This is a genomic window from Pyxidicoccus sp. MSG2 (genome assembly GCF_026626705.1).
Classification (GTDB): Bacteria; Myxococcota; Myxococcia; order Myxococcales; family Myxococcaceae; genus Myxococcus.
This window is the reverse complement of record NZ_JAPNKC010000001.1, coordinates 7,162,100-7,185,188: the sequence shown is the minus strand read 5'-3', so window position 1 is coordinate 7,185,188 and position 23,089 is coordinate 7,162,100. Positions and strand designations below refer to the sequence as shown.

General features: G+C 66.5%; 17 protein-coding genes and 1 pseudogene. 7 read left to right on the top strand and 11 right to left on the bottom strand.

The features are described from left to right. Positions 1-4: 4 nt before the first annotated feature. From OV427_RS28335 to OV427_RS50610, 4 genes and pseudogenes are all read left to right on the top strand, one after another. A complete protein-coding gene (locus OV427_RS28335) occupies positions 5-1,087 on the top strand; it encodes a PEGA domain-containing protein (protein WP_267859308.1) in 1,083 nt (360 codons plus the stop codon). A 99-nt stretch (positions 1,088-1,186) separates the two neighbouring features. Then, positions 1,187-3,235 carry a TonB-dependent receptor plug domain-containing protein gene (locus OV427_RS28330; protein ID WP_267859307.1) on the top strand — a complete coding sequence of 683 codons (2,049 nt, stop codon included), beginning with the start codon at positions 1,187-1,189 and terminating at the stop codon, positions 3,233-3,235. A gap of 189 nt (positions 3,236-3,424) precedes the next feature. Beyond that, positions 3,425-6,832, top strand: a complete 3,408-nt coding sequence (locus OV427_RS28325) for a peptidoglycan-binding protein (RefSeq protein WP_267859306.1) — start codon at positions 3,425-3,427, stop codon at positions 6,830-6,832. Between the two features lie 110 nt (positions 6,833-6,942). After that, positions 6,943-7,271 (top strand): annotated as a pseudogene (locus OV427_RS50610) (TIGR02269 family lipoprotein); the annotation flags it as partial. A 478-nt stretch (positions 7,272-7,749) separates the two neighbouring features. Here the strand turns inward: OV427_RS50610 and OV427_RS28315 are convergent. After that, on the bottom strand, positions 7,750-7,971 hold the full coding sequence (locus OV427_RS28315) for a hypothetical protein (protein ID WP_267859304.1): 222 nt from the start codon (positions 7,969-7,971) through the stop codon (positions 7,750-7,752). A 311-nt stretch (positions 7,972-8,282) separates the two neighbouring features. On the opposite strand from OV427_RS28315, the gene OV427_RS28310 reads away from it, so the two are divergent. After that, entirely contained in the window at positions 8,283-9,716 is a 1,434-nt protein-coding gene (locus OV427_RS28310) for a serine/threonine-protein kinase (protein ID WP_267859303.1), read from the top strand. Between the two features lie 68 nt (positions 9,717-9,784). Here OV427_RS28310 and OV427_RS28305 read toward each other — a convergent pair whose 3' ends face one another. From OV427_RS28305 to OV427_RS28265, 9 genes are all read right to left on the bottom strand, one after another. After that, positions 9,785-10,708, bottom strand: coding sequence for a DUF3396 domain-containing protein (locus OV427_RS28305; RefSeq protein WP_267859302.1), 924 nt, complete (start codon positions 10,706-10,708; stop codon positions 9,785-9,787). Further along, positions 10,705-11,535, bottom strand: coding sequence for a hypothetical protein (locus tag OV427_RS28300; protein WP_267859301.1), 831 nt, complete (start codon positions 11,533-11,535; stop codon positions 10,705-10,707). The genes OV427_RS28305 and OV427_RS28300 overlap by 4 nt, the downstream gene beginning before the upstream one ends. Positions 11,536-11,732: 197 nt before the next feature. Then, a complete protein-coding gene (locus tag OV427_RS28295; RefSeq protein WP_267859300.1) occupies positions 11,733-12,443 on the bottom strand; it encodes a M48 family metallopeptidase in 711 nt (236 codons plus the stop codon). Position 12,444: 1 nt separating this feature from the next. Beyond that, positions 12,445-15,708 (bottom strand): type I restriction endonuclease subunit R, encoded by a 3,264-nt coding sequence (locus OV427_RS28290; protein ID WP_267859299.1) that lies wholly within the window; start codon positions 15,706-15,708, stop codon positions 12,445-12,447. A 9-nt stretch (positions 15,709-15,717) separates the two neighbouring features. Beyond that, positions 15,718-16,959 carry a restriction endonuclease subunit S gene (locus OV427_RS28285; RefSeq protein ID WP_267859298.1) on the bottom strand — a complete coding sequence of 414 codons (1,242 nt, stop codon included), beginning with the start codon at positions 16,957-16,959 and terminating at the stop codon, positions 15,718-15,720. Further along, a complete protein-coding gene (locus OV427_RS28280) occupies positions 16,956-18,461 on the bottom strand; it encodes a type I restriction-modification system subunit M (RefSeq protein WP_267859297.1) in 1,506 nt (501 codons plus the stop codon). Before OV427_RS28280 ends, OV427_RS28285 begins: the two co-directional genes overlap by 4 nt. 107 nt (positions 18,462-18,568) lie before the next feature. Then, complete coding sequence (locus OV427_RS28275; RefSeq protein ID WP_267859296.1) at positions 18,569-19,159, bottom strand: restriction endonuclease subunit S; 591 nt, start codon at positions 19,157-19,159, stop codon at positions 18,569-18,571. Positions 19,160-19,164: 5 nt separating this feature from the next. Beyond that, positions 19,165-19,506, bottom strand: coding sequence for a hypothetical protein (locus OV427_RS28270; RefSeq protein WP_267859295.1), 342 nt, complete (start codon positions 19,504-19,506; stop codon positions 19,165-19,167). Positions 19,507-19,872: 366 nt separating this feature from the next. Beyond that, complete coding sequence (locus tag OV427_RS28265) at positions 19,873-21,324, bottom strand: transposase (protein WP_267863490.1); 1,452 nt, start codon at positions 21,322-21,324, stop codon at positions 19,873-19,875. 192 nt (positions 21,325-21,516) lie between these two features. Here OV427_RS28265 and OV427_RS28260 point away from each other — a divergent pair, with 192 nt between their 5' ends. After that, positions 21,517-22,134 (top strand): hypothetical protein, encoded by a 618-nt coding sequence (locus OV427_RS28260; protein WP_267859294.1) that lies wholly within the window; start codon positions 21,517-21,519, stop codon positions 22,132-22,134. 87 nt (positions 22,135-22,221) lie between these two features. Here the strand turns inward: OV427_RS28260 and OV427_RS28255 are convergent, their stop codons facing one another. Then, positions 22,222-22,536, bottom strand: coding sequence for a hypothetical protein (locus tag OV427_RS28255; protein WP_267859293.1), 315 nt, complete (start codon positions 22,534-22,536; stop codon positions 22,222-22,224). Positions 22,537-22,887: 351 nt separating this feature from the next. On the opposite strand from OV427_RS28255, the gene OV427_RS28250 reads away from it, so the two are divergent. Beyond that, on the top strand, positions 22,888-23,085 hold the full coding sequence (locus OV427_RS28250; RefSeq protein WP_267859292.1) for a hypothetical protein: 198 nt from the start codon (positions 22,888-22,890) through the stop codon (positions 23,083-23,085). Positions 23,086-23,089 lie beyond the last annotated feature (4 nt).

Genomic DNA, 23,089 nt, shown 5'->3' with positions numbered 1-23,089 from the left:
ACCGATGAAACAGTCGACCTGGATTGCCGTCATCCTGCTGGGCACCGTCGCCGCGAATGGCGTGGGCTACAGCGTGCTGCGAAGCCGCCGCGCCGCGAGCCCCGTTGCGCCCGCCGTCGCCGAGGCGCCCAAGCCACCCGCTCCGGTGACGGTGGCCTCCGTCGCGCCGGCGCCGACGCCTGCTCCCGAGGAGGACGCGAACTCCGGCCTCGCGCGGGCCCGGCGCGCCGCGGGCCTGGCCGCGCTGGAGGACCGCGACTACGAGACGGCCGTGGCCGAGTTCACCGAGGCGCTGCGGCTTCGCAAGGAGGACAAGGGCGACCTGGTGGAGCTGCTGCGCATCGCCGCGGACCTGTGGACCCGCGAGCAGGGCCGCACGCGCGGCGACCGGACCCGGGCCGTGCGTGAGCCCACCGCGCCGACGCGCAAGGAGCCGAAGGCGCGGCCCGTCCGGGTGGCGTCGCGCACGCAGCCTCGCGAGGAGCCCGCCGCGGCAGCCGAGGAGCCCCGGAACGGGCTGCTGCTGGTGACGTCCACGCCGCCGGGGTTGATGGTGCTGGTGGATGGGAAGACGGTGGACCTCACGCCCGCGCGCATTCCGCTGCGCGCGGGGACGTACCGCGTGACGCTCGCGCAGGGAGAGCGCCGGCTGGCCGAGGAGACGGTGGAGTTGGGCGAGGATGATGTCCACTCCATCAACAAGGACCTCACCGCCGAGCTGGCTCCTCCGCCGTCCCGCCCCGCTCCCGCTCCCGCTCCCGTGCCGCAGCCGGTGACGGCGGCTCCGGTGCCCACGAGTCCCGCGGCGGCGGTCGCGCGGCCCGCGTCCGGCACCGAGCCCGCCGCGCCCGCGGCGACCACCACGGTGGCCCGCACCGCGACGGGGAAGGGCGGACTCGACGTCACGTCGCCCTCGCTCTACGGCGAGGTGTGGATCAACAACCGTCCCTATGGCTTCCCACCCCTCACGGCGCAGGGCCTTCCGGCCGGGCCCGCCCGCGTGGAGGTCCGCGTCAACGGCGTGGTGAAGCGCAAGCTGACCGTCGAAGTCGAGCCCGACCGCCTCACCGCCGTCCGCGTTCGCTGAGCCCTCGCGCCGGTTCCCAGGCCGGCGCTCCCTGTCCCCTTCCCCACTTCCCCCGAGCGACGGCCCCGAGGCCGGCGCTCACCTTCGTTCGAGGTTCCCATGCGCGTCCGCCCCTGGTGGTCCGTCGGTTCCGTGGCCCTGTCCCTCTTCCTGTGCACGAGCCCTGCCCTCGCGCAGGAGCCCTCCCCCGAGTCATCCGAGCTGGAGCCGTCCGCGCCCCCGGAGGACGCCGCGCCGATGAGCGAGGAGCCCGAGGTCCACAGTCAGGTGGCCTCGTTCGCCGTCACGAAGCTGCAGGAGTCCCCCGCCGTCGTCACCGCGATGAACGCGGAGGAGATTCGCGCGTCCGGCGCTCGGGACTTGATGGACCTGCTGCTCCAGGTTCCGGGCTTCTTCTTCGGCGTGGACGTGCAGGGCTCGGTGGGCCCCGGCTTCCGCGGCCTGTGGGGCTACGAAGGCAAGGTGCTCCTCGTCATCGACGGCAAGGAGATGAACGAGCAGCTGTACTCGACGATGCAGCTCGGCCACGAGTTCCCGATTGAGCTGGTGGAGCGCATCGAGGTGGTGCGCGGCCCGGGCTCGGTCATCTACGGCGGCAACGCGGAGCTGGCCGTCATCAACGTCATCACCCGCGGCATCCAGGGCAGCACGGACCTGCAGCTCACGGGCACCTACGGCGAGCTGGAGACCGTCAACGGCCGCCGCAGCGTCACCGTCTCCGGGCGCAAGGTCTTCGAGTCCGCGCCGGGCCTGAGCCTCTTCGCCTCCGCGTCCCTGGGCCAGGGCCAGCGCAGCGACGCCGAGTTCCGCGACTACTTCGGCAACTCGGCCACCATGAGCGGGCAGAGCCAGCTGGACCCCACCACGGTGCAGGCCGGCGTGGGCTACAAGGACTTGCAGCTCAGCGTGCTGTACCAGCGCAGCACCATCTCCACCATCGTCGCCTTCGACGAGGTGCTCGACGCCCCGGCGCCCACCGAGTTCGAGACCTTCCACGCCGAGCTGAGCGACAAGTTCCGTCCCAGCGAGCGGTTGGAGCTCGTCTCGCGCTTCAACCTCACCCTGTCCGAGCCCTTCCGCGACTCGAACCAGGAGTCACCTTTCTATTACGAGAAGCAGGTGCGGCGGCTGCGCGGGCGGGCCATGGCGCGTTGGGCGGCGCTGGACTTCCTCCAGCTCACCGGCGGCCTGGACGTGACGTCCGACCAGGGCCAGCTCAAAGGGCCCGCGGACGTGGGCCTGCAGACGGCCTTCGGTGAGGAGGGCGCCGAGCGCGTCTCGTACCTCAACCTGGCGGGCTTCATGGAGGCCTACCTGGACAACCCCATCGCCACCGTGGTGGCCGGCGCGCGCTACGAGAATCACAGCGCCTTCGGCGGCTCCTTCGTGCCGCGGCTGGTGCTGCTGCGCGCCTTCGGGCCGTTCAGCGCCAAGGCGCTCTTCAGCCGCGCGTTCCGCGCGCCGGGCATCGAGAACATCAGCCTGGGCGAGGACGTCCGGCCGGAGCGCACCACCGTGTTCGAGCTGGAGGGCACGCTGCGGCTCGGTGAAGGCCAGACGGTGAGCGCCAACGTCTTCGACATGGGCGTGACGGACCCCATCATCTACTCGTACGACGCGGTGTCGAACACGGAGGCGTACCGGAACCTCGGGCGCCTGGGCAGCCGTGGCGTCGAGCTGGACTACCACCTGCGGGCGGGCTGGGGCCGGCTCGCGCTGAACTACTCGTTCTACACACCGTCCGGACGCAACGACGTGGAGGACTACCAGGTGCCCGGGCACTCCAACGCCTTCACCGCGATGCCCACGCACAAGGCGTCCGTCGCCGGCAACGTGAAGGTGCTGCCGTGGCTCACCGTCAGCCCCACCGCGGTGCTCGTGGGCAAGCGCTACGCGGTGGATGCGCCGGACGACGCGGGGGACTCGGCGGTGGAGGAATTGCCCACGCAATTGCTCTTCAACCTCTTCGTCAGCGCGGAGAACGTGGGCACGCCGGGGCTGGAATTGGGCGCGGGCGTCTACAATTTGATGGGCACCAACTTCCGCCTCGCCCAGCCCTACAACGGCGGCCACGCCCCGCTCCCCGTGTTCTCCCGCGAGTTCCTGGTGCGAGTCAGCTACCTGCTCGACCCGGGGATCGACTCGTAGTCTGAGAAGGCACGACGCGGCAGGCGAGCGCAGAGACAACGCGCGAGAAACGCATCCATATTGAATTCGTTTTCGCGCGAGCGCGTACGGCGGGAGGACTCCCGCTGACGGCGTTCCTGGGACAACGGGCCCGGTGTCACGTCCGACAACCGGAGTGCCTAATCCTGCTGTCCCAGGAGCCCACACCCCATGCGCGTCGACGGTCCTTCTCCTTCCACCCAGAGTTACTCGTCCCAGGACGCGGGAAGCGTCCAGCGAAGCGAAGCCCCCGAGCGCGAGGTCGTCCACGAAGAGGACGGGACTCGCGCCACGGGGCATGACGACGCCTCCAGCTTCGAGGAGGAATCTGCTTCTTCCTCCGCCCCCAGGCTGCGTCCGCCGCCCCCGCCTCCTCCTCCCGAGCCACCTCCAGAGGAGCCCTGGCCCGTCCCGGAAAAGGACCTGAAGCGCGGCGACACCGGCAAGGACGTGCAGCAACTCCAGGAGTCCCTGGTCGAGCTGGGCTACCTGACGAAGGAGCAGGTGGCCACCGGGCCGGGCCTGTTCGGTCCGCAGACGGAGGCCGCGCTGGAGAAGTTCCAGAAGGACAGCGGAGTCTCCTCCGATGGCCGCTACGAAGCCGGCACTCGCGAGGCGCTGTCCAAGGCCCTCACGCGCTCCTCGCAGGCGGGCGGCAAGACGGGGGGCGCGGCCATGTCCGCGGAGGCCGCGTTCATCACCCAGTTCACCTCCGACTACAACCGGTCCGGCCCGCGCGGCAGCACCAACTGCGGACCCGCCAGCCTCGCCATGTCCCTGGCGTATACGGGCCACATGCCCCCGGGGCTGACGAAGGAGCAGCAGGTGGACCATGCGCGCGCGCTGATGAGCCCGCGCCGCGAGTCGGAGTTCACCTATGTGAAGGCGTCCGATGGCGCGCGCGTGCCGCTGCTGGACCGCGACCATGAATTGACGGGCGGCACCATGGTGTCCGACGGCATCAAGGGCGCGGGCCTCACCTCGCGCTACGGGCAGGGCTGGGAGTCGCTGGACCAGCAGCTCGCGGCGGGCAACCCCGTCATCGCCAATGGCGCCACCAACGCGTCCTGGCGCTCGCAGTTCCCCGAGCGCATGGGCAACGGCGACGTCGGCCACCTCAACGCCATCCTCGGCAAGACGCAGGACGGGAAGTACCTCGTCGCGGACCCGCTGCACACCGGTGGCCCGGTGGCGATGACGCGCCAGCAACTCAGCGTCTTCTTCTCGCCCACCGGCGGCCAGCCGTCCTTCAATGCCTTGCAGGGCGCCTCGCGCGGTGCCGGCGCAGCCGGAGCGAGTGCGGGGGCCGCCGCTGCCTCCGCGCTGCCTCCGAGGAAGGACGCGGGCGTGGTGGACCTCCTGAAGAACGCCGCCGCCGGCCTGCCCATCCCCGAGCCCGGCCTCACCACCGCCAGCACCGGCGCGAAGGCGACCGTCGCCACGCAGGCCACGAGCGCGACGCCCGCCGAGCGGGCACAGCAGGACGCAAAGGCGCTGGAGAAGACGCTCCAGCGCAGCCTGCAGGAGGGCGCGAGGCAGTTCGAGCAGCTCGTGGTCAGCAATCCGGACCCGGCCTACCAGCAGGCGCTGGTGGAGGCCGCGAAGCCGTCACTGGAGAAGATGGGCGACTTCTTCGACGGCGTGTCACCGGAGACGGACCGCCAGCTCCACCCGCCGCCGCCGCAGAAGCCGCCCGACCTCAACGACTCGCTGGTGCTCGCGAAGTTTTCGGGCCAGGAGTCCGCCATCAAGTACCAGACGTACTACAGCCTCGCGCGCGCGGCGGAGGCGATGAAGGACCCCGCCGCCGGCAGGGTGGGTGAGTACTTCGTCAGCAGGATGCAGCCGGGCTTCACGCAGAACCCCGTGCTGCTCAGCGCGGTGAAGAACTGCATCGACGCGGGCGTCGGCTCGCGGCTCGCCGTGGACATGGGGGGCGCCAAGGACGGGCCCGTGGCCCTCCCGGTGGGTGGAACCCCTGCCTTCGCGAAGGACCTCAACGCCCTCCACGAGACGGTGTGGAAGTCCGTGGACAAGATTCGCTCCGACTTCACCGTCGCCGCGGAGAAGGCGGAGGAGCACCAGAAGAAGCTCACGGAGCTGCTCAGCGGCCCTGCGAAGGTGCTCACCCCGGAGCAGCAGCAGAAGGTCATCTCCACCTTCATGACGCCCGAGCGCCAGAAGGACGTGGCCGAGTTCCAGCGGCTCGGCGCGCTGCTGTCGAAGGCCGCGCCGGATGGCGTGCCCATCCATCCCGACGACCCGCGCGTGGAGGAACTGGCGCGTGCGCTGCCCCGGCTGGCGGAGACGGACTCGGGCGCCGAGTACCTGGCGTCGCAGCTCAACGCCAAGGGCCAGGGTCGGCCCGTCTTCTTCGACGTCGTCGCGAAGATGAAGGACGGCAAGGACTTCGACGAGAAGCTCGCCGTCGCGCTGGTCAAGGCCGCGGGCCGCGACGCCATCAAGGCCGCCAGCATCCGCGACGTGGCCACGGCCCGGAACATCTACGAGGGCCTGGCGCAGTACGCCCACCTGTACGGCATGGACCCCAAGGACATGCGCAAGTACACGTCGGTGCTGCAGACGCTGAAGCCGAACATGCCGCTCGAGCAGTACCGGCGGAACATGCAGTCGCTCGACAGCATGATGCGCGACCAGTCCGCGGGGCTCATCGGCCGCCCCGACTCCGCCGGTGGGCAGGCACTGCGGGGCCTGGGCGTCGTCATCGCGACCTCGGCCTTCGTGGGGGATGCCGGCCAGTGGTCCGAAGCGGACATGGCCGCGCGTATCAAGATTGTGGGCGATGGGCTCAGCGTGGGCGCGGACGGGGTGAACTACCTCTCCGAGGTCCTCGTGAAGGGCGCCACCGCCAGCAAGGCCCTGGGAAGGTTGTCCGCCGTCGGCGCCATCCTCGGCGCGGTGGGTGACGTCATGCAGACCTTCCAGGCCGCAAAGGAGGGCAAGTACTTCTCCGCCAGCGCGTCGCTCGCCCAGGCCGCGGGCGGAACCATCCTCGCCGCGGCGGCCTTCACCAGCGTCACGCCCGGACTGCAGCTCCTCGGGGCCGCCCTCTTCGCGGGCGGCATCCTCGTGAAGACGCTGGACCCGGACCAGCTCATCCACCGCGAGCGTCAGGAGGAGCTGCTCGTCCAGAGCGGCATGGACCCGGCGCTTGCCGAGAGCCTCATCCAGTCCGACCCCGAGCTCCTCGCGGAGCGGCTGGGCGGGAACCTGGGAATGTCACCCCAGGACATCCAGAAGTTCCTCGGCGCGCACCTCGAGATTTCGGGCCACCGGGGCTACATCGACACGCTCGCCCAGGCGGCCTCCGCCTTCGGCATGACGGGGGCCAACTTCCAGGGGTTCGTCGAGCAGCTGTCCCGGGCCAACAACAACGGCTCCACGGACATGTACACGCTGGGCGACCGCCTCCACTCGCTGTTCTTCGGCCAGCTCCCCTCCATGGACGCCGACGGCAACTACCCCTCCCAGGCGCAGCGCTTCCGCCGGTGGGTGGAGAGCAGCTACCCGGACGTCGTCGCGTGGGTGGACGAGCGGCACCGGAAGGCGGCGGCCTGACTCCCTGGCAGTCCAAACCCTTGATTCGTCGTGGCGTGCCGGGCAGGCGCCACGACAGGGTTTTGCCGCACCTCTCGTCAGGACAGACCGGAGTGATGGGGTTTGCTAACGACCAGTGCATTTCCCTCCTGTGTATGGAGAACGTCTGCGGCTTCTACCGATGCGGGGAGCTGCCCGGAGAAATCGAGCTGGCGCGCTTCCCTCCCGCGCGCGCGCCCGCGGCTGCTGCGGCACCGGGAAGGGGGCTCCGGCGAAATTCGGGCGTAGGGCAAAACCTGCCGAAGGGCGCTGTCATGCTCTTTCCCAATTGGAACGGCGCCCCGGGCCGAATCATCCCGCCGTCACACCAGCTCACGCCCGGTCGAAGGGAAAGCACCACATCTTCCCCCAAGAACAGGCACTCAAAGACTGGTTTGAAATTCAGGGCGTCAGAATCCACCACCCGCAGGTACAGCGTCACCGCGAGCCTCCGGTCCTGCACCAGCCGCAGGAGGCAGTCACGCACCGCCCGGCCAATCTGTGCGGCCCCCGCGGACCGCTCCGGGTCTCCCGGTGCCGCCGGCTGCCGGGGCAGCGACTCCACCTCCTCGATCGCCACCTCCCTTCGCCGGCCCTGGCTGCGCATCTCGTCGATGAGCGCCGTGTAGGCGACGCGGTAGAGATAGACGGGTGAGAGCTGGGTCCGGGGCGCGGCGCTGGAGTTCCATGACGCGAATCATGGCGGTCTGCACCAAGTCATCGCGCCGGTCGGACAGGGCGGGCGGACACACCCGGGAGGCGGCCCGCTCGAGGTCTCCGCGGAGCTGCGCGAGTGCCGCGTCGGGGCGTGCCTTCGCGACCGGCTCCGCGTCTCTGTTCCAGTCTTCCGGCCCTGGCCCGGGGCACGTGCCGCGGGCCAAGGCCGTGACTTCAGCCGCCTACCAGCCGTTGCTGTACCAGGAGTGGCGCATCGTGGCGTCCGGGCTGCGGTAGAAGATGTCCAGGCGGCCGTTGCCCCAGCTCGCCACGGACGGAGAGGACGTCAGCTCACCGCCAAGCCACTCCCAGCCGGCCCAGCCGCCGTTGAAGGCGCGGTGGTGCAGGGCGTTGTCGGTGCCCCCGACGTACACGTCCAGGTGCCCGGCGCCCCACGACGCCACGGAAGGACCACCGGTGATAGAGCGAGTGGGTGGCCCGAGGCCTGGAGGCGTTGGGCCATGAGGTGGTGGTGGCCGTCCCCAACTTTGCGCCCATGTACGCCACGCGAAGCCGTCGGGTGAAGACGGACAAGCAGCAAGGCACCTCAAGAAGATACCGCTCACTAGCAGAGCCGGCGGAGCCAGCGGTGCGTGTACTCGCGGAACATGTCCATCCCTGCTCGTTGCGCGGTGAAACCCCGCCCCCGCGGCTCGCGCGGTTCAAGTAGCCTCCTCCGCGCGCGGAACGGACCGCGCTACGCCTCGGGAGCCCCATGCACCCTGCCGACCTGAACCCGGCGCGCCTTCCCCCGGGGACGTGGGTGGGGCCCTGGCGCGTGCTGGAGCGACGCGGGCGAGGGGCCTGCGGCGCCGTCTACCGGGCCGTGGGCGCGCAGCCGGCACCTGGCCCCGTCGCACTCAAGCTGGCCCTGTACCCCCGGGACGAGCGCTTCGCACGCGAGGTCGAGCTGCTCTCCCGCATCCGCCACCCGAACGTCCCCCGCCTCGTGGACCACGGCGTCTGGCGACACCCGGCGGGCCACGCCTACCCATACCTCGCAATGGAGCTGGTGGACGGCGTCTCGCTGTACGACTGGGCGATGGAGCACCGGCCCTCCTCGCGCCAGGTGCTCCGCGTCCTCGCAGGCCTCGCGCGGGCCCTGGAGGCCACGCATGCCGCGGGCGGCGTTCACCGAGACGTCAAGGGTGGCAACACGCTCATCAGCCATGCGGTGGGCCGGGTCTTCCTCACCGACTTCGGCGCCGGGCACTACCTGGGTGCCGCCACGCTCACGCCGCCGCCGTTTCCTCCCGGCACTCCGGCCTACCGCTCCCCGGAGGCGTGGCGGTCCGCGAGCCTCCCCCTCCAGGGCCCGGCCGTCCCCTACGCGCCAGGACCGGCGGATGATGTCTTCGCGCTGGGCGTCACCGCCTTCCGGCTGCTCACCGGCGAGTACCCTCCCCCGCCGGACCCGGCGTCCGGTTCCGGGCACGTCGAGGAAGCCAGCCCCCCGTCCGCGCGAGCGCTCAACGCCCGCCACTGCGAGGCGCTGGGCGCGTTGACGTCCCGGATGCTCTCCGTGAGCCCCGAGGCACGGGGCAGTGCCCGCGAGCTCGCCGAGGCGCTGGAGGATGCCGCGGACACGGCGGGGCCGGAGGCGGATGTGCCCCTCTTTGTCCTGGAGGCACCTCGGCCCGTGGAGGCCAGGGCAGCGCTCCGTCACGTCCTGCCTCAAGCGGCTGGCCGCTCCAGGCGCCCGTGGCTCGTGGCAGCCGGCCTGGGCGGAGCCCTGGCGCTGGGAGCCGGGTGGAGGCTGAGCGCTCATCCCGTGGAGGAGTCCGGGAAGGTGCACGCTTCCGCTTCAGCGCCCGAGGAGGCGAAGGACGGCGGCACCGTGGCCGTCGGGGACTCCGCGCTGACGGCTCCGGTGCCTCTCACCCGGACTCCCTCTGCATGGTCGACCAGCGCCGCGGAGCTGCCCCCCAGGCCCCTGCCAGGACAGCGGCGCCCGGATGCCAACGGCCGCTGCCCCGGGAAGCTCCACGTGCCCATCAATGGCGGCTGCTGGATAAAGCTGACCCTGGAGCCGAAGGACTGCGGCAAGGAGGACGCCTACGTGCACCAGGGCGTTTGCTACACGCCCGCCGTCCCCAATCCGCGCCCGCCCACCTCGAGTCCCGCGGCGCTCGCTGACGACGCCCCGTAGCCCGGGGTGCGGCGGCCGCCCCGCCGCTCCATGCGTCGCGCCCCGCGCAACTCGCCGTTCCCCGTGGACTACCGGCAGAGCCGGCGCAGCCAGTGGTGCATGTACTCGCGAGTCATGGGAGGCCACAGGCCGCCCTCCTCGCAGAGGTACGGCTCCAGCAGCCGCGCCAGCGCCCGGTACTGCGCGGGAGGGGGCCCCTTCTCCGTGTCCATGGCCTCCGGCCACTCCCCCAGCGTCAGCAGCAGCCGCTCCCTCTCCATTGGCTCGAATGTGACTTCCGGGAAGCAGAGCTGCTCGCGCAACGCCTCCTGACCGCCGAGCTGGTTCAGCAGCGGCGGGCCCAGGAAGGTCATCCAGTACGCCCCCCGCGCCCCGGTACCGATGACGTTGCCCGTCTCACTCAGCAGGTACAGGTCCAGCCCCGGGTAGCGCTCCAGCAGACCGACGAGCTGCTTCCGGACACCGTGCCAGAGCCCGGGATGCGAGACGAAGGCGAGGCTGGCGTAGCCGAAGCTGAAGGGCAGCTCCCGGCCAAGCTCCAGGGCCAGCGCACGCAGGTGCGCGGGGCCGTGCTCCAGGAGGTACTCGGTGGGAAACGAGAAGGACACCGCACTGGTGGCGCCCTTCTTGCGCCAGTGCAATGGATGCTCAAGCTGGCGGCCATCGTAGTTGAAGTGGTACCCGCCCGCTTCGCCAGTCGCCTCGGCCAGCGAGACGTGCCGCGCGGCGCCCGCCCATGGCCGCTCGAGCATCCTCTCGCGGATGTGCTCCCATCCCTTGTCGTCCAACGGCAGGGTGTCTCCATCGTCCGCGCCGTACCAGTTCAATGCGTTGGGCGAGATGGCACGCCTGTAGGCCTGCAGGGCGCGCCACATCGCTGAAGCCACGTCTCCGTGCGAGCAGCGCATGAAGAAGCAGAGGATGACGCCGTCGCGAACCTCGACATCGCTGCGCATGCTCGGAATGCGGATGACGGGAATAGCCTTCCTCATGGAGCCACCCCCAGGCCGGGCGAAAGGAGAAAGGGCTTTCCCCCCAGTGCGTCCTCGTAGACCTCGCCTTGGTTGGCGTTGGCATAGGCGCTGCTCTCTCCGTATCGCGTCCACCTGGGCTCATTGGTGTTGGGACAGGGAAACTTGAAGTCCAGGGTGAGCACGGAGCGCAGCAGGTCTCCGTCCGCATGGAGCACCAGGTCCGGTTTGATGGTGCGCCACAGCTCCTTCGTGCATCCTTCCTTGATGAGGCGCGCCTCTTCTTGCCGGCTCACGGTCTCCAGCAACCGGGCGTTCGGGTAGTAGCGGTAGCGCTGCTCGACGCTGAACGGCGCGGGCCACAGTTCCTCCAGCACCTCGCGAGCACACTGGAGGGCCAGGACATGCTTCTGCTGTCCCAGGAGCATGGCCCGGGTGATTCGCTCGCCGCAGCCATCCACGTTGACCTCTTCGCCGCACTCCGCCCGCGTCGGCGCCCGATTGCCGAAATAGCGGCCATTCACCTTGCGTTCGGCCTGCCTGGCGCACTCCCAGAGGCGCTCTTCGAGCTCCCCCACCGCGCCTTCGCTCCCGAGCACCCCGAGGAGATCAGGGACCAACTCAGCGAGGTTGGAGCCCATGGCTCGCGCCGCGCCCGAGGCCAGGGCACTCGCGCCCTTGCCCAGAAGGGCCGCATGTCGGAGGCGATGCGCGGTCTCCGTGTCCAGGCGCAGCTCCTCGCGCCGGGGGCGCCGGGGGCGCCGGGGGCCGCTGGCGCAGGCCGCGAGCAGGGCGCTTGCCACGAGCAGGAGCGCGGGTTGCCAAGATGGGGCACGTCGAGCGGGCATGTCCTTCATCCAGTGGCGGCAGGGGGTGGGAAGCCGGGGCCGCAAGGCACCTCGAGAGAAGATACCGCTCACGCAGACGTCGAAGTCGAAACTGCGCTTCAGCAGCGTCGCCCAGTCCAACCGCGCAGCGCGCTGCTTGCTCCGCACCTGCGCAGCGCCAGCAGGGGCCTCAGCGGGAAGCTGGTGCCGGCCCAGCATCAAATATCCGCTATCCTGTTTAGTCGTTCCCGCCGTTCCTCCCAGTCTGGCATCAGCTTCTGGAGAAGTTTCCAAAACCGTGGACTGTGGTTGTACTCGACGAGGTGACAAAGCTCGTGGGTGATCACGTAGTCGATGCAGTCCTTCGGCGTCTTGATCAACTCGGGGTTCAGCGTCACCTGACCACCCTTCGAGCAACTGCCCCATCGCGTCGCCATTGCCCGTACGGCGAGTCGCGGTGGTGGGATTCTATGTGACTCCGAAATGCGGTAACACGCGTCGAAGCGCTCGCGGAGAATCTCCGCAGCACGTTGCTCGTACCAGGCGATCACGAGCGGGCGCAGCAGCTCGCTGGTCGGAGGACCCGGTGATGTGACATCGAGGTATCCGCGCCGCAGCGCCACGGAGACTTCCACCCCCTCGACAAAGCGCAGCCGATATTGGCGTCCGAGGTAACGGTGAGTTTCTCCGGGGATGTACTGCCGAGGCGGCTGGAGCGGGTGGAATCGGGAGTACTCACGCCATGCGTTCGCAATCCACGCCCCACGTTTCAACACCTTAGAGCGGATCACGTCTCGGGACGTGCCCTCAGGCGCCGCCACCTCGACGGCGAGATCGGGGTGGATCGTTATGCTCAGCGTCCGGCTGCGGGTGTAGCGATAGCTGTAGGCGATGTTGATCTCGCCCCATTTGACGTGGTCGGAAGGCATGTCAGGCGTGCGCCATTGTCGCGAGTTTCTTCAGAATCGCCATGACGCGCTGGAGGACACGATCAATGTCCTGCGTCGACCAACCAATGCCGTTCCGCGCGCGCGCGTCGAAGAGGTAGTCATCAATGGAATCTTCGACGCTCTTCACGGCATCAGGGCTCTTCGCCCAGTCTCGTATCTTCCTCTGCTTCACGGCCTGCACGATTTCCAATGCGAGCCGTGCTGCCAGCCGACGGCGTTCACGATGTCCAGCTTTCCCGGTAGGTGCTCCTGTCACCTCCGCGCTCTCAAGCGCCTCGCCGAGGACACCGAAGAACGCACGAGCCTCTACGTGCTCGGCGCCGTCGAGTTCGGCTGGCAGTTCCTCCTCGTGGCCCTGTCGGAGCGTCTCAAGGTACTCTTCCACGCGCTTGAGGTACTCAAGCTCGCTGATGCGCGCCTCGCGATAGTCATCGATCGCCTGCTGCACGAGTGCTGCGAACTTCATGTAGAAGAAAGGGTCTTCCTCCATTTTCTCGCGGCACGTCTTGCTGATCCGATTGGCGATGGTATCGGCTTTCGACGCCTTCGTTTCGTGCTTCTCGACCTCACGGTCGAACGCCTCCTCGTCGAAGATATTCACCTCTGGCGTGATGATGTTCACCTCCGGCGCCTGAATGTGACTCTCCATCATCTTCTTGAGCTGGCGTTCGTACTGACCGTAGTCGACGCGGTCAGCGTAGCGGCTCTGTACGGAGGCGCGGAGCGACACGAACCGCTTGAAGTCCTGCTTATATGCGTCGACTCGCTGCTTCGGGACAAGGTCGTAGAGGCGCTCCGACGCGAGTGCCGCCGAGAGTGTCTTCTGGAAGGATCGAAGGGCCGCGTAGAAAGCCTCGCGCCGGTTGTCGGGAGCAAGGTGCCGCTCCATCGCTTCATTATCCGACTTGTTGCGCACCTCTTTGAACACCGCCCAGATATCAGCGTGGTGCTGCGGCAAATCCTTGATGACCTTGCTGATGTCGATGACCGAGCCGAGAAGATCGATGTCGGCGGCGTCAAAGCCTGCGAGCTCCTCATAGGTCTGCATCGCCTCGTTCAGCTCGCCGAGGATGCCACGGTAGTCGACGATGTAGCCATAGTCCTTTCCGGAGAACAGTCGGTTCACACGCGCGATCGCCTGAAGGATGTTGTGCTCGCGGAGTGACTTATCAATGTAGAGCACGGAGTTGCGCGGCTCATCGAAGCCGGTGAGCAGTTTGTCGACAACGATGATGAGTTCGACCTCACCATCCTCGCGGGCGAATGACGCCTTGATCTGCTTGTTGTAGTCCTCCTCAGTCCTGAAGCGCTTCATCATCTCTGACCAGAAAGCCTCGACGAGCGACTGGTCCTCCTCGATAGACTCAGCGTCCCCCCGCAGGTCTGGCGGCGACATGATCACCTCTGCGCGAACGAGCCCGAATTCTTGCATGAAGCGCCGATAGCGGATTGCGCTTGTTCGAGAACGTGCGGCCACCTGTCCCTTGAGCCCGCGACCTTGGAAGTTCTTCTTGTAGTGTTGGCTGATGTCGTAGGAGATGAGCTTGATGCGCTCCGGCGTTTCCTCAAGAACCTCCCGCCGGGCGAGACCTCGCTTGAGCTCTGCTTTTTGAGCGCGTGTGAGTCCTTCAGTGAGCCGGTCGAACCATGCGTTCACAGCATTATCGTTCTGCTGCAGAAGCGCCATCCGCCCTTCGTAGATGAGTGGCACAACAGCTTTATCGTCCACGGCCTGCTTCATCGAGTAACTATGGATGAAGCCACCGAACTTTCGTGCCGTGTCCTTCTCCCGCTTGAGTAGCGGAGTGCCGGTAAACCCGATGTAGCAGGCGTTGGGGAACACGCGCCGCATCTGCGCGGCGAACGTGCCGTAGTTGGAACGGTGGCCCTCATCCACCATCACGAAGATATTCGTGCTTTGGTCCTTCGCCTGGTGCTTGGCCATGGCCGTGGCGAACTTGTTGATGATCGCGCTGATCACTGTGGCCTTGTTCTCGGTAATGAGCCGGACGAGGTGCTCGCCCGTGCGCGCACGCTCGGCCGTTTTGCCGCACGCCGCGAACGTGTCCGCGAGTTGCCGATCAAGGTCGTCGCGGTCGGTGACGAGCACGACGCGCGGACTCTTGATCCCTGGGTGGAGCGCGATGGCCTTCGCCAACATGACCATCGTAAGAGACTTACCCGACCCAGTCGTGTGCCAGATGACACCGCCTTCGCGGAGTCCCTCGTGCATGCCGGTCACGCGGTCGAGGGTGGCCCGGACCGCGAACCATTGCTGATAGCGAGCGACCTTCCGAACGCCCGCATCGAAGACAACAGCGTCGCGGATGAATTCGAGAAGCCGCGTCGGCCGCAACATTGCCCACAGAGTCCTGTCCTGCTCCGTCGGCAGCCGATCTCCGTTGAGCATGCGCTCCCGCCACCACAGGCGAGCTGCACTATACGCCTTGGCGTGCTTTGAATCCGCCGGAGCGAATAGCGCTGCCTCGACAGGTTCAGGCAGACGCTGATTGACGGCGGCGTGCACCGATTGCTCGTAGTCCCCCTCCTCCCGCCAGACACTCCAGAATTTCATCGGTGTCCCCACTGTGCCGTAACGGCAGTCGTTCACACTCGTCGCGAACAAGAGCTGCGCGTACTGGAACAGCCGCGGGATATGGTCGTCCTTTTGATACGTGATGAGCTGCTTAATAGCGCGCTCGATAGCCTTGTCCCCGGCTTGCTGATCCATATCGCGGCGCTTGCACTCGATCGCCACAACGGGGATTCCATTGATAAAGAGCACGAGGTCAGGGCGAGAGGTTTCGTGTGACTTCGAGCGCTCGACTGAGAATTCGTCGGTGACGTGGTAGACGTTCTTCTTCGAGTCGAGCCAGTCGATGTAATGAATCTGGCGCCCTTTTCGATCGCTCTCGACCTCCACGTCGACGCTCGTACCTAGAGTGAGCAGGTTGTAGATCTTCTCATTCGTACGGACTAGGCCCTCGTACGGCTCGTCGGTGAGTCGTCGTATTGCCTCCGACAGGTGCACAGGCGAGAACGAGAACGTCTTCCCTTTGGCTTCGATTTGATTATTGTGCTCAAGCCAGGGGCGCAGCACCTCCGTGAGCACCACCTGGTCCTGACGCCCGCCGCGCAGCCGCAACGCCTCCTCGCGACTGATGTACTGCCAACCGAGTGAGTGCAGCAACTGCACCGCCGGGAGTTGGCTGTCGAGGTCTTCGAGATACAGGGAGAGCGCCATCGGGTCACCTCATCCTGCTGCGCGGCTTGTAAGGGGCGCATGTACGCACGGCTTCCCAGTCAGGAGTTGCTGCATCAGGCCCTTCTTTTGCTGGCGGTAAGCCGCGAGAAGCTTCTTGAGCAACGCAATCTCACGATCGGCCTTCTCCAAAAAAGCGACAACTTGCTTGATTTCTCTAGCGTCGGTCGGCATTTCGATCGTGATTCCGAGGAACGCACCTGCTGGCGCCTTCTTGCGCCGCGTGTTTGTTCCCTGAGAGATTACTTTGTATTGGTGCTTCATGTAATGCGTCTGGAAAAGGTAGCGAAACCAGCTCCTCTCCATTGCATCTCCTTTGAATCTGAAGCAATTGTAGGCGGGAGAAATTACGCCTTCGTCGACAGTTTCGACGAATCCTATTGAGGCATCCCAAAGTAGCATTGGGTCATAGACAAGATTGTTCCGTCTGACGACCTGATACCTGCTGAGGTCTGCTGAAGCCATGCGCTTTTCGAAACGCTCGGCCTGCGGAATCACACCGTACAGCTTTGAGCACGAAAGGGGCAGTTGCACTCGCCGATCTCTGTTGGGCTCCGAGAACTCCTCGAAGAACTCCGCCAACGTGATTGTGCTCCACTTTGCACCGAGTGCTTGCGGTCGGCGCTTGCCGGTGAGCAGTTTCTGCATAAAGCCCCACCGAAGCCGCGCCCGCTGCTTTATTGAAGATTCGAGCAACTGAATCGCTCGATCCCAATTCCCAAGAGCTTCAGCAATATACCTCTGCAAGATGCGAGACTGCGGAATCAAGACTGAGATCAACCGCAGATCATTGAGCGTCACTTCTTGAAGAGCGCTCCCTTTCGCCACTGAATACAGGCTTCGTTGAACGGCCTCCGTCTGGAGCGCATAGAAGAGAAACTCTCCCAGCACGACACTAGACGAAGAAATTCGAGCAGTGCCTTGAGTGAGATTAGCGCCTTCAAGTTCTGCGGGTACAATGCTCATCTCGCCAATGTTGCCGCGAAGCGAGAAGACAATGTCTCCTGCGGATACGGTCGAGCGTCGATATTTCTCAGCAATCTCAGGCGTCGTGCGCAGTAGGCTAGCTGCGTCAAGTGGTTGACCGACATCGGTGCTCCTGATGTAGGGCACTCCTCCGGGGCAATTAGGACCTGCCTGCACGATGCCGTACACGATCGGTTTTCCGCACGCTTGCTCTAGCGACAGTTCAAGCCACTCTTCGGCCTCGGCATTCGTGTCACGCTCTTTCACAATCCCAGCTCCTTCAACGCCTTCGCCATTTCCTTTCGAACTCTCGCTAGCTCAATCTCAATTCCGTCAATCTCGGTCTGCACTGCCGCGAGATCAACCGCATCCTCGGCCTCAAACGTGTCTACGTAGCGCGGGATGTTGAGGTTGAAGTCATTCACCTCAATTTCCTTGCGCAGGGCAACGTACGCGTACTTATCGACGTTCTTGCGCTTTGCATAAGTGGCAACGACTTTCGCCACCTCGACGTCAACGCGGAGCTTTTTCTGATTCTTGCTGTCCTCGAACTCGCGCGAGGCATCAATAAAGAGTACGTCGGTACGCTTACTACGATCTCGACGAAGGACAAGAATCGCAGCGGGAATGCCAGTGCCAAAAAAGAGATTGGAGGGGAGGCCTATCACAGCATCAAGGAGATTCTCCTCAATGAGTTTGCGACGAATCTCGCCCTCAGAGCCGCCTCGAAAAAGTACGCCGTGCGGCACGACGACCGCCACACGCCCGGTTCCCGGTGTTGTGGACTCGATCATGTGACTGATGAATGCGTAGTCTCCCTTACTCTTCGGCGGTACACCGCGGTGCCAACGGTTGTAATGACGTGCTTCCTCGCCAGCACGCTCCGCCCCCCACTTGTCGAGGGAAAACGGCGGGTTGGCTACGACCACCTCGAACGTCATCAGCTTGTCAGCCGCTATGTGTTTCGGCTCAAGCAGCGTGTCGCCCCACTCAATGTGGGCAATGGTCATGTCGTGCAGGAACATGTTCATCATGCACAGCGCCCAAGTGCTGCTGATTGCCTCTTGGCCATAAATGGCGATGTTGTGCGAGCCCGCCTCCGCAGCGCACTTGATTAGCAACGAGCCCGAGCCACACGCCGGGTCGTAGACGCGCTCACCGGGCTGCGGTGCTACAAGCTTCGCGATGAGGACCGACACCTCGGGTGGTGTATAGAACTCGCCCGCCTTCTTCCCTGCATCGCCGGCGAACCGGCCAATCAAGTACTCGTATGCATTGCCAATAACGTCAAGATTCTTAATTCGCGACGGGCGCAGGTCGAGCTTTGGATTGGCGAAATCCTCAAGGAGGTTCTTCAGGATGTGGTTACGCTTATTGGTGTTTCCGAGGCGTGAATCGCTGTTGAAGTCGATGTTGCGGAAGACGTGCGCGAGCTTCGCCTTGTTAGCGAGTTCAAGGTGCTCAAGCGCTTCATTGATCACTTCACCAAGGTTCGGCGCCTCGCGCGTTCCATAGATGTAGTCGAACGTGCTGATGTCGGGCAGGACGAACCGTTCGCGCTCAAGCTTGCGCCGGATACGCTCGTCATCGTTGCCGAACTGCTTTCGATACTGTTCGTAATGGTCCTTCCACACGTCGCTGACAAACTTCACGAACAACATCGTGAGGATGTAGTCCTTGTACTCGGTGGCATCCACGGTGCCACGGAAGGAGTCGCACGCGCGCCAGAGAATACTGTTGATTTCGTCCTGAGAGATCGTGTCCGCCATGGTCAGCCTCGTTGCTTGAGTTATTGAGAGCCGATTTCGGTAGAGCGTTCTGGCAGCCCCTTGCCCGAGGAGCAGGCTGCCAGGACTGGGCCCCGCCGAGATGTGCTCTAAGAATTTTCGATGAGACGCCGTCCGATGAGGCGACTCCGTCGAGCCACAACCGCCGCGAGTCGGTCAACCAACTCCTGCTCGGCCAGCATCAGCGCGCCGAGGTGCGCGATGCGCTGCTGCCGCTCAATCGGTGGGACCACAATCGACAGTTCCCCGAACTTCGCTCGTTGCACCATCGGAGTCCCCGCGCCGGTACGGATCTGCGTAATCGCCCCCTGCGCGGGCACCTGGTTGAGGTACCAGGCCAAGTAGTCCGAAAAGATGCCGCCCCGAGGCCGCAAAACGAAGAAGGTGGTCGGGACGACCGTCTTCTCGGGGCAGTCGTGAATCGCGACCGCCCGGTTGCGGTCGCCGCGGGAGACGAAGAGCACGTCGCCCGGCCGCACCAGATAGGCATCGGCGCGAGCGGGGAGCGCCATGCGCATCGCATGGCGCTCCTCATTGTAGACGAACGGCCGGCCGCCCCCGTCGAGGTGACGAGGCAGGATGAGCTGATACTTCCCGCTCGGGTCGTGCTGGATTGCGCCCGGAATGGAGAAACCCGGCGAAATCTCTGCCACCTCAACGAGGGCGGAGGGCCTGGACATCGTTTCTACCCGTGGTTCGTCAGGTTGAGCTGCGGGGAGTAGTGCCCGACGAGGTCTGCCTCGATCACGCGTCGCATCAACTCATTGGGCTCGAGGTGGACCGCCAGCTGCGTCGCCTTGAACAAGGCGAAGCTGAATGCCTTGTGGTGATTGGCGAAGCGCTGCTGGAGGTCCTCGGTCTGACCGACGTACAGGAGCACTGGGTGCGCCGGGTCGCCACTGAGAACGCCGTACACCGCGCCGACGGAGGTCCAGTTCGAGTTGAAGGGGTAGAGCGAGAAGAGGTACGGGCGACCGGACTTGCCGGTCAGGGTGAGCTTCTTGACTTGATTCGTCTGAACGAGCATCTGCGCCTCGGACAACAGAGGACGCGACTGGACTGACCAGACCGGACGAATTACTTTGTCGCTGCAACGCGGCTTGTTCGCCCGGCTATCGGTTCACGTCGCGGCCGGTTGAGAGAGCCAGAGCCCAGTACCCTGGCAGGGGTACTGGGCTTCCTTTTTCCCGGATCCCACCATTCTGGCGGGCCAGTGCTCTCTCGACTACTTAGCCAGTGTAGCCATTACTGCGCGCACGTCAAGCCGGTTATTCCCGTGTAGATTCATTACTCAAGATTCGGGTGGTGACCACGATGCTCGTCCTCCGTACCCGGTTTCTCCCGAAGGAGGAGCCCAGGGGCGAGAGGCAGGACGGTAGGGCACACGCTGCGGTCAACCTCCCATGACGTATAGGCGGAATTGGCGGCCACTTTCACCTCGGCGTCCGGAAGCCCCGCTGTGCGCCCCCCTCGGACGCTGGCGGGCCGTGGCCCTCCAGGGGTGCGCGGCCCCCCGCCGCCTGCCTGCGCGCGCACTCCTTGCCTGTCGGGCGGCCTCTGTGGCCCAGCCGGTGCCGGTGAGACCGAGGTGTCGGGGGCCTCTGCCCTTCAGTGCAGCCACTCCCCTTGGGGCAAAGCCTCGTGCAATTGCCAGGGGCAAGGGGACGGTGGGCCACCCCAGGTGCCTCAACACCTCCTTGACGCCGGGGCCTTTCAGCACCGCCACTCCCCTCCGGCGCCCGCCGCAGCCAGGACAGGTGAAGACGTCGAAGTCGAAACTGCGCTTCAGCAGCGTCGCCTGGTCCAACCGCGCAGCGCGCTGCTTGCTCCTCACCTGCGCAGCGCCAGCAGGGGCCTCAGCTGAAATTGGCGCTGGCGCCTCGGACCTGGGCACCACCCGGGGCCGCAGCGCCGCGCCCGGCGCAAAGAGGCCGTGGAAGCGGACAAGGTTGCTGCCGGGCGGAGGTACCAGCGCGGCCAGCCGCCGCAGGAAGGCGTCCACCGGCAGCACCAGGTGCCTGGTGCCGTCCGGCAGCGGCCGCTTCATGCGGTAGCAGAGGCGCCCATCCTCCAGCCTCGTCAGCCTCTCCAGCGCCAGGGCCCCTCTCGCCCCGTAGCGACACAGCCTCTCCAGCCCCTCCCTGTCATTGGCATGCAGGTGGGTGTTGGCGTGCAGGGAGAAGCCCTCCAGTTGCGCGCAGCGAGGGCGACTCCTCGGCGGCGCTCGCACCTCCACCTTGGCCCACGGCAGCTGCTGCAGGCTGGCGGCCTGCAGGGCCTCGCGGGCGTTCTCGGGCCCCTCCGCCGGCAGCACGCCCCGCCTCTCCAGCAGCCGCAGCACTCGGTGGCGCACCACCGCCACCAGCCGCTCCACCGCCTCTTGCGTGGGGGGAGGCAGCGGCACGAAGCGCGCCCCCTCCCCCTCCTCCCCCCAGACGCCGTCGGGCACCACCGAGTGGAGGTGCGGGTTGAGGGCCAGGGCGCTGCTGAAGCGCTGCAGGAAGGTGACGGCGCCCGCCTGCGCCCCCCTCACCCCAAGCCTCCTCGCCCGCCTGCGCTGCAGGGCAGCCAGCGCCCGAAGGAAGATGGACAGCACCGCGGAGAAGAGGCGGGCGTCCCTCGCCAGCACCCACCGCACCCGGAAGGGGAAGGAGAGCGTCCACTGCCGGTAGGGCGCATGAGGCAGCACCCGCTCCACAAGATGCGCCGCCGTCACGTGCGCCCGCCTGGCGTTGCAGGAGGGGCACAGGCCCCGCCCCTTGCAGCTGAAGGCCACCAGCAACTCGTCCTTGCACCCCTCGCAGCGCACCCGGGCGAAGCCATGGGCCAGTACCCCGCATTCCAGCTGGGCATGGACCGTTCACGTCTCGGGCTCCTGACCCAGTAGTGCTAAACCCCTGTCACTCCAGGGTTTCCGGACGATGAGCAGGGAAATGTAGGTGATAAGCAACCAAAAACCCTCATGTACGACAATGGTTGCAGGGGTTGGATTTCAGCCCCTACCCAACCACCTCCTCTCTTCGCCCGGAGCATAACCATGAGCGGCATCTCCAAGCTGTCCGCGGGTCCTTCCCTGGCTTCCTTCCGTTCCATCGGCTCCACGCCCGAGGCCGGAAAGATTCCGGGCATGGAGACGGCGCAGACGGCGCTGAAGGCGCTCAGCCAGAACCCCATCCTCCGCTCGCTGCTGGGTGAGAGCGCGTTCGAGGGTGTGTCCGGCAAGGGCAAGGCGGAGAAGGCCGGCGCGGCCGAGAAGGCCAACCCGCAGGAGGCGCTCCAGAAGATCCTCGAAACCCTCGAGCAGCTGGTGAACGCGCTCAAGACGCTGGCCGGCGAGAAGGGCGGCGAGGCGGAGCAGGCCGGCGGCCCCGAGGGCGCGCAGCAGGCCGGTGGCGCCCAGCAGCCCGGCGGCGCCCAGCAGGCCGGTGGTGCGCAGCAGCCTGGCGGTGCCGAGGGCGCGCAGCAGGCCGGTGGCGCCGAGGGCGCGGGTGGCATCGCCGAGGACGAGGACGAGAAGGACCCCATCAAGAAGCTGCTCAAGACGCTCCAGCAGATGGTGCAGATGATTGGCCAGCTCCTGCAGTCCATGGGCAGCCAGGGCGCCGCGCCCGTGGGCGGTGCCACCGGTGGCGCGGCTCCCGCCGCCGCGGCCTGAGCTTCCACCTTCCTGAAGTGAGGCGGCCCGCCACCCTCCTGGGGTTGGCGGGCCGTCGTGCGTTCCGGGGCCGTTTCGGGCCTCGGGTCAGCTCCGGATGAAGCCCCGCTTGAGGCGCTCCAGCTCCTCGCTGAGCTTCTTCATCTCGTCGGTCTGCTCCATCTCCACGCCGTTCTGCTGGAGCACCGTCGCCAGCTGCGAGCGGAACACCTCCACCAGCGACGCCGTCCCCGGCGAGGCCGTGGCCTGGAGCTGACCGCCCAGCCGCGTGAGCACCTCCTGCAACGCCAGCGTCACCTTGCGCACCTCCACCTCCAGCTCCGCGCGTGAGAGCCGGCCCTCCTTCGCCGCCCGCGTCAGTTCCTGCAGCGACTGGAGCAGCGAGTTCAGGTCCTGTGCCATGCCGGTGTGCCTCCGAGCCCACGCCTGCCGCCAAGCCTACTTCCCGGCCCGCGCCCGGCCCAGGCCCACCCCGGCCCCCCACCCCCCACGTCACGTCGCCGGGCCCCCCCGCTTGCAATCGCGCCGAGGACGCTGATACTTTCTTCACCACTCGAACGAACTTGGATGCGTTCGCGGCGGGATGGGCGCGGGGACCCGGAGGCGCAGGCGGCCCGAGCGGGCGCGCGACGGAGGGAACTCTTCTCCGACGCAGCGCAGCATGGGTAACGCGGCGCGCAGCGCAGACGACGATTCTTGGCTTCACTGCATTTCTTCGTCGTACGTACAAAGTCACCCAGCAGCGGAGGGACGATGCAGCGGCACAAGCGTTTCGCGTCGACGTGGACGGTGGCGGGCCTGGGCGCCACCGCGGTCGGCCGGGGCCTGGAATCGAAGGACGTCGCGCTCACGGCGGCGCCGAAGCAGTACACAATCGGCGGCAGCCGCGTCCGATATCGGAGGGAGGTGGGTGGCTTCGGCTGGGTGTCAGACGACATCCAGTGGCGTTGACACC